This window comes from Filimonas effusa (genome assembly GCF_004118675.1).
Lineage (GTDB): Bacteria > Bacteroidota > Bacteroidia > Chitinophagales > Chitinophagaceae > Filimonas > Filimonas effusa.
In genome coordinates this window covers 314,578-328,771 of sequence record NZ_SDHZ01000005.1, presented here as the reverse complement: position 1 = coordinate 328,771, position 14,194 = coordinate 314,578, and the positions used below count along the sequence as shown (strand labels likewise).

The 14,194-nt window shown below is 47.3% G+C and carries 11 protein-coding genes; 9 read left to right on the top strand and 2 right to left on the bottom strand.

Going from position 1 to position 14,194, the window contains the following annotated elements:
- Positions 1 to 26: 26 nt before the first annotated feature.
- From ESB13_RS22860 to ESB13_RS22845, 4 genes are all read left to right on the top strand, one after another.
- Positions 27 to 1,106 carry an iron-containing alcohol dehydrogenase family protein gene (locus tag ESB13_RS22860; RefSeq protein WP_129006241.1) on the top strand — a complete coding sequence of 360 codons (1,080 nt, stop codon included), beginning with the start codon at positions 27 to 29 and terminating at the stop codon, positions 1,104 to 1,106.
- Between the two features lie 391 nt (positions 1,107 to 1,497).
- Entirely contained in the window at positions 1,498 to 2,523 is a 1,026-nt protein-coding gene (recA, locus tag ESB13_RS22855) for a recombinase RecA (protein ID WP_129006239.1), read from the top strand.
- Between the two features lie 175 nt (positions 2,524 to 2,698).
- Positions 2,699 to 3,169, top strand: a complete 471-nt coding sequence (locus ESB13_RS22850; RefSeq protein WP_129006237.1) for a methylglyoxal synthase — start codon at positions 2,699 to 2,701, stop codon at positions 3,167 to 3,169.
- Positions 3,170 to 3,212: 43 nt separating this feature from the next.
- Entirely contained in the window at positions 3,213 to 5,468 is a 2,256-nt protein-coding gene (locus ESB13_RS22845; RefSeq protein WP_129006235.1) for a M28 family metallopeptidase, read from the top strand.
- Here ESB13_RS22845 and rpiA read toward each other — a convergent pair.
- Positions 5,452 to 6,138 carry a ribose-5-phosphate isomerase RpiA gene (gene rpiA / locus ESB13_RS22840; RefSeq protein WP_129006233.1) on the bottom strand — a complete coding sequence of 229 codons (687 nt, stop codon included), beginning with the start codon at positions 6,136 to 6,138 and terminating at the stop codon, positions 5,452 to 5,454. The two genes, ESB13_RS22845 and rpiA, sit on opposite strands and share 17 nt — an antisense overlap.
- 106 nt (positions 6,139 to 6,244) lie before the next feature.
- Here rpiA and uvrB point away from each other — a divergent pair, with 106 nt between their 5' ends.
- Genes uvrB through ESB13_RS22820 form a run of 4 tightly spaced genes read left to right on the top strand, consistent with a single transcriptional unit; the run spans position 6,245 to position 12,081 of the window.
- Positions 6,245 to 8,287: an excinuclease ABC subunit UvrB gene (gene uvrB, locus ESB13_RS22835; protein WP_129006231.1), complete on the top strand. Its 2,043-nt coding sequence runs from the start codon at positions 6,245 to 6,247 to the stop codon at positions 8,285 to 8,287.
- A gap of 47 nt (positions 8,288 to 8,334) precedes the next feature.
- Positions 8,335 to 9,075: a ParA family protein gene (locus ESB13_RS22830; protein ID WP_129006229.1), complete on the top strand. Its 741-nt coding sequence runs from the start codon at positions 8,335 to 8,337 to the stop codon at positions 9,073 to 9,075.
- Between the two features lie 14 nt (positions 9,076 to 9,089).
- Positions 9,090 to 11,582: an AsmA family protein gene (locus tag ESB13_RS22825; protein WP_129006227.1), complete on the top strand. Its 2,493-nt coding sequence runs from the start codon at positions 9,090 to 9,092 to the stop codon at positions 11,580 to 11,582.
- A 40-nt stretch (positions 11,583 to 11,622) separates the two neighbouring features.
- Entirely contained in the window at positions 11,623 to 12,081 is a 459-nt protein-coding gene (locus ESB13_RS22820; RefSeq protein ID WP_129006225.1) for a c-type cytochrome, read from the top strand.
- Here ESB13_RS22820 and purN read toward each other — a convergent pair.
- Positions 12,062 to 12,667: a phosphoribosylglycinamide formyltransferase gene (purN, locus tag ESB13_RS22815; protein ID WP_129006223.1), complete on the bottom strand. Its 606-nt coding sequence runs from the start codon at positions 12,665 to 12,667 to the stop codon at positions 12,062 to 12,064. The two genes, ESB13_RS22820 and purN, sit on opposite strands and share 20 nt — an antisense overlap.
- A gap of 252 nt (positions 12,668 to 12,919) precedes the next feature.
- Here purN and ESB13_RS22810 point away from each other — a divergent pair, with 252 nt between their 5' ends.
- Positions 12,920 to 14,173: a c-type cytochrome gene (locus tag ESB13_RS22810; RefSeq protein WP_129006221.1), complete on the top strand. Its 1,254-nt coding sequence runs from the start codon at positions 12,920 to 12,922 to the stop codon at positions 14,171 to 14,173.
- The last annotated feature ends 21 nt before the right edge of the window (positions 14,174 to 14,194 follow it).

Genomic DNA, 14,194 nt, shown 5'->3' with positions numbered 1-14,194 from the left:
ACCTTCGCAATCTTAAAATAATCGTTATGGCACAGTTTCGCAACTTCAGAATGGTTAATTACGTGGTGTACGGCAAAGGCTGCTTCAATCAGCTCGATGAAATACTGGCACCACAGAGAAAAGGCGAAGCACCTATTATATTCTTTGTAGATGAATTCTTCAGGGACAAACAGGAATTTTTATCCCGGATTCCTTTACGCGGCAAAGACAAGGTGGTTATCATCGATGTTACTCATGAACCCAAAACTTCCGGTGTAGATAAACTGCGCGATGAACTGAAAGCCGAGTTTGGCGAAGTAAGCGGTATCATCGGCATCGGCGGCGGCTCCGTAATGGATACCGCAAAAGCAGTAGCGCTTATGATGACCAACCCCGGCTCCTCCGTCGACTACCAGGGATGGGATCTCGTAAAGGTTCCCGGTGTTTATAAAGCCGGTATCCCTACCATAGCCGGTACCGGCGCCGAAGTAAGCCGCACCTGCGTGCTTACAGGCCCCACCCGTAAACTGGGCATGAACTCCGACTTCACCACCTTCGACCAGATTGTATTAGACCCGCAGCTTTGTAAAACAGTTCCTGCAAACCAACGCTTCTATACAGCGATGGATTGCTTTATCCACTGCGTAGAATCTCTTAACGGTACCTACCTCAATGCCTTCAGCCAGTCTTACGGCGAAAAAGCACAGGTATTATGCGAAGAGGTTTTCCTCGAAAAAGACGGATGGGACGAAGAATCCGATGAAAAACTGATGATGGCCTCCTACGCCGGTGGCATGAGCATTGCCTATAGCCAGGTAGGTGTGGCACATGCTGTAAGCTATGGATTGGCCTACGTGCTGGGTACCAAACACGGCATCGGCAACTGTATCGTATTCGATAAACTCGAAGAATACTACCCCGAAGGCGTAGAAAAATTCAAGAGAATGGTCGAAAAACACAAGATCGAAATACCCCAGGGCATCACTAAAGGTCTTACGGAAGAGCAGTTCGAATCTATGATCACCGTATCCCTCGGTATGAAACCCCTGTGGGAAAATGCATTGGGCAGCGACTGGGAAAAAATAATGACCCGCGAAAAACTGAGAGCATTATACGAACGTCTCTAACGCCGGAAACGCTTCACCACTATACCAAAGAGGCCGTATCATAAGTGCGATACGGCCTCGTTTTATTCGGATGCCTGATGAAAAGGATTCCCCGTTTAAGCAATTCTCAGCAGCTATTTTTATTTATAAGTGACCTTCTCTGCTTTTAGCATGACATTAGCACCCTTACTACTTTTGCTAAAGAGGAAAGGGTATAGCTTTAAGTACATAATTTGCTGACAATTAACGTTCTATAAAATGGAAGGCAGAAAAATGCCATTATATTTAGGATGGCCGTCCCGCCAAAAGCCAAAATAATTACCAAAAAATACTAAAATAGTTAGTGGTGATAATTAAAAATGTTTTAGCTTTACGATCTGATTATTTTTGAAGCAAACACAAAACGAATACTATGTCAAATGCAGATAAACTTAAGGCGCTGAAGCTCACCATTGACAAAATCGACAAAGATTTTGGCAAGGGTAGCGTGATGATGATGAACGAACGTGGCGAAAAAGAGCTGGAAGTTGTTTCTACCGGTTCTATCGGGTTGGATACGGCATTAGGAGTGGGTGGTTTGCCTAAAGGAAGGATCATCGAGATCTACGGTCCTGAATCTTCAGGTAAAACAACCGTAGCTACACACGTAATAGCCGAAGCACAGAAAAAAGGCGGTATATGCGCCATCATAGATGCCGAACACGCATTTGACAGTGCCTATGCAAAAAAACTTGGTGTAGATGTAGATAGCCTGCTTATCTCTCAGCCCGATTATGGCGAACAGGCATTGGAAATTGCCGATCGCCTTATCTTATCGGGCGCCCTGGATGTAGTGGTTATCGACTCCGTGGCGGCGCTGGTTCCCAAAGGGGAACTCGAAGGCGAAATGGGCGATAGCAAAATGGGCTTGCAGGCTCGCTTAATGAGCCAGGCCCTGCGTAAGCTTACAGCTACTATCAGCAAAACCAACACCATTTGTATATTCATCAACCAACTGAGGGAAAAAATTGGTGTAATGTTCGGTAACCCCGAAACTACTACCGGTGGTAATGCCCTTAAATTCTATGCTTCCGTTCGTCTCGATATCCGTCGCAGCACACAAATCAAAGACGGCGACGAAGCAATAGGTAACCGCGTTAAAGTAAAAGTGGTGAAGAATAAAGTAGCACCTCCTTTCCGTAGCGCCGAGTTCGATATCATCTTCGGCGAAGGCGTAAGCAAGGTGGGCGAAATCATCGATATGGGTGTTGAATTAGGCGTGGTACAAAAAAGCGGCAGCTGGTTTAGCTACGAAGGCAATAAACTTGGCCAGGGTCGCGATGCCGTAAAACAACTTATCATCGACAATCCTGAACTGGCCGCAGAAATTGAAGGCAAGATCAGGGCAAAAATTGCCGCCGCACAAGCACCCGCAGCTGCTGCTGCCGTAGAGGCGTAGTGTTTAAAATTTGTATTTTGGGGTTAGTAAGTATATATAGCCGTCCTGGTTCCCCAGGAGGGCTTTTTTATATCCGTAACTATCCGCATAGCCGCCTTTGATAGAGATAGTATTTTGTTGTAAACGGACTGATATTTCTTGTGATGAGCGTGGTATTTTATTGTTATTATTGTGCATGGCAAAGATCAAAAAACTGGGCTTGCGCAAAAGAATAGCACTGGTAGCCCACGACAATAAGAAGGCAGACCTTCAGGACTGGGCGATACAAAATCGCGATACACTGGTAAAACATGAACTCATCGCTACCGGTACTACTGGCCGGAAACTCGAAGAAGCCTTGGGCGTTCCCGTTAAACGAATGCTCAGCGGCCCGTTGGGCGGTGATCAGCAATTGGGCGCCCTCATTGCTACAGGCGATATCGATGTCATGATCTTTTTCTGGGATCCTATGGAAGCCCAGCCACATGATAGCGATGTAAAAGCATTACTGCGTTTAGGTGTTGCCTGGAATATTCCAATGGCATGCGACCGCGCCACAGCTGATTTTGTAATGACCTCCCCCTTTATGAACGGTGAATACGAAGCAGCAATACCGGATTATACCGATTACCTGTCCCGCGATATTTCGAAAGCTGCCACTGTGTAACAAACGGATTATCCTATGCCTACCAACCAATTGTACCTCTGATATGAAATACTTCTATATCAGGCAATACCTGCCCATTGCCCTGCTGTTTGCAGCTTTTAGTAGTACAGCTCAGTCCGGCGTAACCAATAGTAAACCTATCCCCGGCTTTACCGATAAAACAAGCGTAGCCCAGCTTCAGGCCGAAGCCGATTTCGATAAGAACATCAGCGCGGAGAATATCGGCAATACCATCCGCACACTGGCGGCAAAACCGCATCCCATAGGATCTGCTGCAGGAAAAGCTGTTGCTGAAAAAATAGCCGCCAGCTTCAAACAATATGGCTTTGAAGTAAAAACAGAGGTCTTCCAGGTCTTGTTCCCAACACCAAAGGTGCGCGAGCTCGAACTAACAGCGCCAACTACGTATAAGGCAGTATTGAAAGAACCCGCCCTGAAAGAGGATGGTACTTCTGGCCAGGATGGACAATTACCTACCTATAACGCCTGGGGCGCCGATGGCGATGTAATGGGCGAACTGGTATATGTGAACTACGGCCTGCCCGCCGACTACGAACAGCTCGAACGAATGGGCATAGATGTAAAAGGACGTATAGTTATTGCAAAATACGGCCGCTCCTGGCGCGGCATCAAACCAAAACTCGCACAGGAACACGGAGCAATAGGTTGTATTATATATTCAGACCCGCGTGACGATGGTTATTTCCAGGGCGACGTATATCCCAAAGGAGCTTTTAAAAATGAATGGGGCGTTCAGCGCGGCTCTGTAATGGATATGGTAATATATCCCGGCGATCCGCTTACGCCCAATATCGGCGCTACCGATACGGCAAAACGACTCGACCGCTTTAAAGCGCCCAACTTATTGAAGATCCCGGTATTGCCTGTCAGCTATCACGACGCAAAACCCTTGCTCGAAGCATTACAGGGTCCGGTAGCCCCCGAAGATTGGCGCGGCGCCCTGCCTATTACTTATCATGTTGGCCCCGGCCGCGCAAGGGTACACCTGAGGGTTGAATCAGATTGGAAATTACGCCCCTGCTATAATGTGATCGCTACACTCCCCGGCTCGCTCTATCCCAATGAATGGGTGATCAGGGGTAACCATCACGACGCCTGGGTGAACGGCGCTGCAGATCCTATAAGCGGCCTGGCCTCCTTGATGGAAGAAGCCAAAGCCATCGGAGAACTCGTTAAAACAGGTTGGAGACCACGCCGTACATTGGTCTATTGCGCCTGGGACGGCGAAGAACCAGGCCTACTCGGCTCCACAGAATGGGTGGAACAGCATGCAGAAGAATTGCAGAATAAAGCGGTTGCCTATATTAATACCGATGGCAACGGCCGCGGCTTCCTCGAAGCAGGAGGCTCACACGCACTGGAACCGCTTATAGAAGATATTTCAAAAGTAATCACCGACCCCCAGACAAACGTTTCATTATTCGATCGCCGGAGAGCAAATGACCTGGTCAATGCTTCAGGGATAAATGCAAAAAAAGAGATCCTCGCAAAACGAACGCTCTCTCTTTCTGCCCTCGGCTCCGGATCAGATTATTCTGCTTTCCTGCAACACCTTGGTATTCCAAGTCTCAACCTGTCGTTCGGCGGTGAAGACGCCGGCGGCGAATATCATTCCATCTACGATTCGTACGATTATTTTGTACGCTTCAAAGACCCCGGCTTCCAATATGGAGTGGCCTTGTCTAAAACCGCCGGCAGGGCCGCACTGCGTTTGGCAAATGCAGAGATCCTGCCTTTTAATTTCCGCAATCTCTTTAACGCAGTGAACGGTTATGTTTCTGAACTCATGACGCTCACCGATCAGATGCGTGAAGCTACTCTTGTAGAAAACCAGGTCATCAGAAGCAGGGCTTATAAACTCGCTGCAGATCCTACCCTGGTGTATAACGCACCAAAGGTGAAAGAAGAAGTTCCTTATCTCGACTTCTCTCCACTGCAAAATGCACTCAGGGATTTTGAAAAGATTTCAAAACAGGCAGGCGACTCACTTACCAGACTTGTAAACAACAGCACCGACCACGGCCCGCTGAATAAACTGCTCTACCAGGCAGAACAACAATTATTGGTTAGCAAAGGACTGCCCGGCCGCCCCTGGTATAAACATACTTTATATGCTCCGGGCTTCTATACCGGCTATGGTGTAAAAACACTTCCCGGCATCAGGGAAGCCATTGAACAACGAAAATGGGAACAGGCACAGCAACAGATCAATGTCGCTGCCGATGCCATCCAGCAGTTGTCAGATCAGCTCTACCTGGCGGCTAAGCTGGCAGGCTAGTGATGATACGCCCGTCTGCATAACCGCATATGGCCATATCAGCCATATTTATAAATAAACCTGTTTCAACAACACCGGGTATGTCATGCAGTTGCTGGTTAACAGTGGAGGCATGGGGTATAGCAGAAAAATGACAGTCAAGAATATAGTGCCCATGGTCAGAAATGAACGTCTCCCCGTTCTTTTGCCTTAGCACAACCTCCCTGCACCCGAGTTGCTGGATCTTTTTGGAAACCTGTTTCCATCCGAATGGGATGACCTCTACCGGCAATGGGAACTGCCCAAGCTGGGATACCATTTTGGTTTCATCGGCAATAATGATAAGCTGCTTTGAAGCCGCGGCAACTATCTTCTCTTGCAGCAAAGCTCCTCCCCCTCCTTTAATGAGTTGTAAGCTGCCATCTATTTCATCGGCGCCGTCAATGGTTAGCGCCAGTTCTTCAATATTATTGATGTCGGCAATGGTAATACCCAGTTCAGTGGCCAGTGTTTGTGTCTGTCTTGAAGTAGGTACCGCCCGGAACTGAAGTCCCTGCTGTATCCTGTTACCCAGCTCCTGTAACAGCCAATAAACAGTGCTGCCTGTGCCAATACCTATCGTCATACCTGGTTGAACATAGTCTGCCGCATAGGCGCCTACCCGCTTTTTAATTTCTTCGCTGTTAAACACGTAATGAATTTTGCTGTTTGAATTAAAGATAAGGCATAGTGCTTAATAGCACTGGTGTGTTTTTTGTCTTAATGTTATATGATTTACTCATTAGTATCTTTGCAATATGCCATTTAAACTACATGCACCTTATGCACCCGGAGGCGATCAGCCTGCCGCCATCAGCCAGTTGGTAGAGGGATTGAACAGCGGGGAGCGTTATCATACTTTGCTGGGCGTTACCGGTTCTGGTAAAACATTTACCATGGCCAATGTGATAGCTCAGTTACAGCGGCCAACGCTGGTTCTTACCCACAACAAAACGCTGGTAGCACAGCTCTATGGAGAATTCAAACAGTTCTTCCCCGAAAATGCCGTCGGCTATTTTGTAAGCTATTACGATTACTATCAGCCTGAGGCATATATGCCGGTGAGTAACACCTATATCGAAAAAGACCTGAGCATTAACGAAGAACTGGATAAGCTGCGGCTGCAGGCCACCAGTCAGTTGCTTACGGGCCGGCGCGATATCATTGTGGTGGCAAGTGTGAGCTGTATCTATGGTATGGGTAACCCCGCCGAATTCGAGAATGGCATCATCCGCATTTATAAAGGCCAGGTGACCTCACGCCAGGGCTTCCTCCATGCATTGGTGAACAGCCTGTATAGCAGAACCCAGGTTGATTTCAAAAGGGGAACTTTCCGCGTAAAAGGAGATACCGTAGATATCAACCTCCCCTATGCCGATAATGGCTATCGCATCACCTTCTTCGGCGATGAAATAGAAGATATAGAAAGCATAGACGTTGTTACCGGTAAAAGGCTCGAGCGTATCGAGAACGCCGCGATCTTCCCCGCCAACCTTTACCTGGCGCCTAAAGACATGCAGCAGCAGATCATCGTGGAAATACAGGATGAAATGGCAGCCCAGGTAGCATATTTCCAGAACGTAGGTAAACATATAGAAGCACAACGGATAAAAGAACGTGTGGAATACGACCTCGAAATGATCAGGGAACTGGGCTACTGTAACGGCATAGAAAACTATTCCAGGTTCTTCGACCGCCGTTTACCCGGAACACGCCCCTTCTGCCTGCTTGACTACTTCCCCAAAGACTTCATATGTATGCTCGACGAAAGCCACCAGACGATACCGCAGATAGCAGGGATGTATGGCGGCGACCGTAGCCGTAAACTGGTCTTGGTCGACTATGGCTTCCGCCTGCCAAGCGCCATCGACAACAGGCCGCTCAACTTCCATGAGTTCGAAAATATGACAGGCCAGACGGTCTTTGTAAGCGCAACGCCGGGTGACTATGAACTGGAAAAAACAGGTGGATTCGTAATTGAGCAGGTAGTGCGCCCCACAGGTCTGCTCGATCCGCCGATAGAAGTAAGACCCAGCGTCAACCAGATCGATGACCTCCTCAACGAAATAGACAAACGGGTGAAAAAAGGCGACCGCGTTCTGGTAACCACGCTTACCAAACGTATGGCAGAAGAAATGGATAAATATCTTCACCGTATCAATATTAAATCCAAATACATCCATAGCGACGTAGATACGCTGGAACGTGTTGAGATCTTAAGACAACTGCGCCTCGGCGAAATTGATGTGCTGGTAGGCGTAAACCTGCTGAGAGAAGGCCTCGACTTGCCCGAAGTATCACTGGTAGCCATATTGGATGCCGATAAGGAAGGTTTCCTGAGGAATGAACGCTCTCTCACACAAACTGCCGGCCGCGCTGCGCGGAATGTGGATGGACTGGTGATCTTCTATGCCGATAAAATGACCGAAAGTATGCAGCGTACCATTGATGAAACGGGACGCCGCCGCCAGAAGCAGATAGAATTCAACCAGCTGCATAACATAACGCCGCGCACAGTCAAAAAGTCCATAGACCAGATCATGAAGCAAACCGCCGTGCTCGACATCCGCGGCTTTGATGTAAATGATCCAAAAGCCATACAGGCCGACCAGGATCTGGTGCAGCATGCCGTCGCCGAAGAACAGGTAGTGTACAAAACAATACCTCAACTCGAAAAAGCCATCGGTAAGGTGAAGAAGGAAATGGAAAAAGCAGCGCGTGACCTCGATTTCATTGAAGCCGCACGTCTGAGGGATGAAATGTTCCGCATGCAAAAGGAGCTGGAAACCATGAAGCAATAAGGCACTCTGGCTGAAATAACTTATATTCCCTCATAAAACCGTTACTTATGACTTCACTCGCGCTGTACAACCTGAAAGGTGGAGTAGGCAAAACCGCGGCCACCGTAAACCTCGCATACCTTGCTGCAGCAGACGGATTGAAAACACTGGTATGGGATCTGGATCCGCAGGGATCGGCATCTTTTTATTTTGGTGTACAGGCCCAGGTGAAGAATGAAAGTAAAAAATTGCTTACAGATGAATTGGAACTAAGAGACGTGGTTCAGGGCTCCGCTTTCGAAAACCTCTGGGTTATACCCTCCGACCTTTCGGCACGTAACGCCGACCTTGTACTGGGCGAAGTAAGACAAAGTAAAAAACGCCTGAAAAGCCTGTTGGCCGGCGCAAAAGAATTTGATGTAATATTCCTCGACTGCCCGCCAGGCATCTCTCTCTTACATGAAAATATCTTTAACGCGGCAGATTGGGTGCTGATGCCAAATATACCCACAACGCTTTCTATTCGTTCCTACGAAACCGTAGCCGGTTACCTGGAAGAAAACGAACTGGATCTGGGTAAGCTCAAATGCTTCTTCAGCATGGTAGATCATCGTAAGAACCTCCACCACGAAACAGTGCAGCAGTTTTATAAAGACAAGCTGTTTTTCAAAAACTATATCCCCTATCTCAGCGACGTAGAAAAGATGGGCATAAACCAGCAACCTGTATTTGAATTTGCCAATAGCAGTTATGCAGCCCAGTGTTATCGCGATCTGTGGACAGAGATTAAAAAGACCTGCCTTTCTTAAAGCATTAAAAGTCTATGAGAGAATGGATGCGGCATAAGGTGGTGCGTATAGCAATGTGGTCGATATTGTCGGTAACCGGTTTACTTCTTGTATTGCTGGTATGCATACAATCTTACATCACTGCCCACCGGCAGGAACTGCTCGTTCGTGTGCATGAACAACTGCAAAGCCGCTTGCAGGGCAAACTTACCATAGGCTCACTTGAAGTAAATGTATGGCGCCATCTCCCGCGCGTAGAGATCATATTGAAAGGAGTTACCTTAACCGACACCGTTTATCAGCGTCCTATATTGTCTGTACAAGCTGCATCAACAAGAATTGGCCTCTTTGAAATAACAGGAAAAGATCCTGTTATCAGCAGGATAAAATTTAGTGACGGCTATCTTCATGTCCTTACCGATACAACAGGATACAGCAATCGCTATCTGTTACAGCTAAAGAAGAAGGATCAGTCAAATAAGAACCCGGGCGGTAATATAATGATCGCCGAAGTTGAACTGGAGAATATCGATGCCCTTGCCGAAGACCGCATCAAAAATAAACGCTTTGAATTTCTGTTTAAAAAACTCAATGCCCGTATCAAAAGACATCGCGATAGCACACTTGAACTTCATATAAAGGAAGACGCAGTGATCAGGGGCCTGGGATTCAATCTGGCAAAAGGTAGCTTCCTGGGAGAAAAACAGGTAGAAGGTCGCTGGAAACTATCTTACCGGCCGGCGTCAAAACAACTGGAATTCTCTCCCGCAGAAATAAAATTCCAGGGCCAGCCCATTGTGGTACAGGGAAGCTTTAATTTTCGGGACCCGGAACCGAACTTCAGGTTGGGAATTACCGCCAGGAAGATCATATATAAGAACGCAGGCGCCCTCTTAACCGAACGGCTGGCGCAGAAACTGGCTATAGTAGACCTGGAAAAACCTTTTGAGATCTCAGCTGCAATAGCCGGCTCCCTGAAAGGAGGCGGGCAACCCTCACTTAGTGTTAGCTGGAAAGTAAAGGATAACAGGCTGGTGACACCCGTGGCAGTCCTGGATTCATGTAGCTTTTCAGGATCCTTCACCAACGAAAGAATAAAAGGACAACCACTGGGCGACGAAAATTCACAGATAGTCATCAAAGACTTCACCGGTAAATGGGGGGCGGCAGTTTTTAAAGGCAGCACCACCACCCTTACCAACCTCGCCGAACCGGCCTTCTCATTTGATCTGTATTCCGATTGCAGCTTTCCGGCATTGAATAACCAGTTCGGTTTAAGAAGCCTGCAGTTTGTAGAGGGAAGAGCCAAAATAGCACTGCATTATAGAGGCCCGCTGGTAAAAAATACCAGTTTCTTCCAGCATATCAATGGAAGCCTCGCTGTTGAAAACGGTGCTGTTCATTATGCCGCCAAAGACCTCCTGTTTACCAACTGCAACGGAACGCTTTACTTTGGCGCAGACACCCTGCAAATGAATGACCTCAAATGTAAACTGGGCGACAGCGAGTTTACCGTAAATGTAGATGGTAAGGAAATGAGCAGTCTCGCACAGGACGATGACCCGCACAATGCAACGCTCTCCTGCTCGGTCTATACTCCTTCTCTGAACCTGGCCGATTTCAGGCATCTCTTTAAGAACCAGCAGAAAAAACCTGTAGAAGAAAAGAAAAAAAGCGGCAAAACCAGCCATTCCCTCTGGCGGTTCGATCAGGTGCTGGAAAAAGGAAGCCTGCGGTTACAGGTAAAAGCCGATGCTCTGAAACTTAACCACTTTACTGCAGAGGCGCTAACCGGTACAGTCTTGTTCAGGGATAGCGACTGGCAGCTGCGGCAGGTTTCGGTAAGGCATGCCGGGGGATTGCTTACCCTCAACGGCGATGTAAAACATCTTAGCGAACGGCATCACGATGCTTCCGTAAATATGGTATTAAAGGACATGGATGTCCGGAAAGTATTCTATGCTTTCGACAATTTTGGGCAAAAAGCCATCTCCTATTCCAACCTGCGGGGAAAACTCAATACCGACGCCCGCTTACGCCTGGCGCTGAATGAACGCGGCGATATCATCCCCGGTACCACGAACGGCAGGGTATGGTTTTCACTCAAAGACGGCGCATTGGTGAATCATGAGCCCGTACAAAAGATCCAGAAGTTTGTGTTTAAAGACAGGGATATGAGCAATATTACCTTCGCCGCCATCCAGGATAGCCTCATTATTGTAAACGACGAGATCGAGATCAAAAGAATGGAGATCCACTCTTCCGTCATGACCTTGTATGTAGAAGGCCTGTATAGCCTAAAAGGAAATACGGATATAAGCATTCAGGTACCCCTCCATAATTTCCTTAGCCGGGGCGATGAAAAACATCCGCAGAACCGCGGAGTCGACTCCCGCAATGGCCCCAGTATCTACCTGCGGGCCAAACCCGATGTAAAAGGAAATATTAAACTGGGACTCGATCTGTTTAAAAAATTCAGGAAACGGGGCAAAGGAAAGCTTGATAATGACCGGCAAAATGAAAAGTAATAGGCCCGCTATGGCATAATGCTTGATTCTCCTTCGGATTATGAAACACCAGTTAGTCTTTATACTGATCCTGTTACTATGCATTTCCTGCGAAAGCCGCCAGGCCAAAAGACCGCCTAAGGCCGTTTCAGGTACCGATAGCTTAATTAATACCGCCGGCGCATCGGCCCCCGACACAGTCAGAGAGGGTGCCAGGCTTATTACAGCAAACGACTGTTTTACCTGCCATCAGCTGGAAACTAAACTGGTAGGTCCCTCCTATAAGGATATCGCCCGGAAATATCCCCACGTAAATGGAGTCGTAGATAACCTGGCAGGCGGCATTATCCGTGGAAGCCGTGGCATCTGGGGAGAGGAAGTAATGACACCACATCCGAATGTTACGCGCGAACAGGCGCGTGAAATGGTATTATATATCTTCTCATTAGACTCTACCCATACAAAAGATAGCAGCGGTACCCGCCCGGTGCCCCCCGCATTTAAGAAAAAGCTGCCTTAACCGCCTTTTCAACAACCTCGGGATAATGGGCATGCTCAAGGGCATGGATCCGCTGTGCAAGACTCTCTGCCGTATCATCCGGCAATACAGGACAAACAGCCTGAAAAAGAGGCGCACCATGATCATATTGCTCGTCAACCAGGTGAATAGTGATCCCGCTTTCGGTTTCCTTGTTCGAAATCACGGCCTCATGAACAAAGTTGCCATACATCCCCTTTCCCCCATATTTAGGTAATAAGGCAGGATGGATGTTTACGATCTTTCCGGGAAAAGCCGCTATAAGCTGTGCAGGAACCTTCCACAGAAAACCAGCCAATACAATAAAATGTACCCCCGCCTGCCGAAGCGCACCTACATAGGCATCACCCCGGAAAAATTGCTCTTTATCGATAATAAGCGTTGGAAGATGATTTTCGTCAGCAATTTTGATAACTCCGGCCGTTTCCTTGTTGGTGACGATCAGGGCAACCTTAATAATAGAGGTATCGTTGTTATTAAAATATTCAATCAGCTTTTTGGCGTTTGAGCCCGCGCCTGAAGCAAATACAGCCAATCGGATTTCATTTTCCAAATACGTAGAACCCATGATATACTTGAGTATTATGATTTAAAGGGGGTAACATGATTGAGGTATGCAACGCAAAGGTATCTAAATTGTAATTCCTTCGAAAAGCCTTTTATAAAAGCCGTTTTTCAACGTTGTTTCAATAAAGTGCTGAAACGCAGCCCAAATAAGCGGAAAAAAAATTTAACAACGAATGATTTTTGTCAGCCTCCTGTCATATTTTTGCACCCGTTCACGGATATTTTTCCACATCTACACAACAGCATTGTGAATATGATCCACCTAAGACGTTTTGCAGCAAAGTTGATATTTGGGTTTACGTTGGTTTTTTTATTGCAGTCAGGAAATAGTGCATTAGCGCAAGATGGAAAAGCGTTGTTCTCACAAAACTGTGCTTCCTGTCACGCTGTTAATAAGCAGTTGACCGGTCCTGCACTCGCAGGAGTCGAGAGTCGCTGGCCAGACAAGAAAATGCTTCACGCATGGATCCACAATAGCCAGGCAGTGATCAAGAGCGGTTATCCTTACGCGGTTCAGTTGTACGAACAGTTCAACAAAACCCCGATGAACTCTTTCCCTACCTTGACAGATGCTGATATCGATGCCATTCTCGCTTATGTAGAGAAAGCAGCTTCTGAAGCCAGTGCCCCTAAAGCCGCTACCGGTGGCGACGTTAAAGGTGCAGCTGCTGCCGAAGGCGATAATACCCTGTTATTCGGTATCCTTACCCTCGTTCTCGCTGTTGTAGCATTTATATTATTAACCGTAAACAGCAACCTCCGCAAATTAGCCGACGATAAAGAAGGTATCCCTGCACTCGAACCAGTACCTTTCTGGCGCAATAAAACTTATATCGCCCTGGTAGCTGTGGTGCTCTTTATGATTGGTGGTTACTACACTGTAACAGGAGCTATCGGCCTCGGACGTACACAAAACTACGAACCCACACAGCCTATCTTCTACTCCCACAAAGTTCACGCTGGCGTAAACCAGATCAGCTGTCTGTACTGCCATGGTAACACAATGGAAGGAAAACAGGCAAATATTCCTTCTGTAAATATGTGTATGAACTGTCACATGGCTATCTCTGAATATACCGGTGAACAATTATATACCTCCGAAGGCAAAGAAGTGAACGGAACTGCACAGATCCAGGAGCTTTACAAATATGCAGGCTATGAACCAGGCAAACCTTGGGATGCCTCTAAAGCAAAACCTATAGAATGGGTTCGTATCCACAGTCTTCCCGACCACGTTTACTTTAACCACTCACAACACGTAAACGCCGGTAAGGTACAATGTCAGACCTGCCACGGCGAGATCCAGAAAATGGATGAGGTGAAGCAATTTGCCGACCTGAGCATGGGCTGGTGTATTAACTGTCACCGTACTACACAGGTACAGTTTAAAGACAATGGTTTCTACAGTATCTACGAAAAGTTCCATAATGATATTAAGAATGGTAAAATGGATAGCGTAACAGTAGAAAGTATCGGTGGTACAGAGTGTCAGAAATGTCACTACTAAGAGGTATAGTAACAGTCTGAA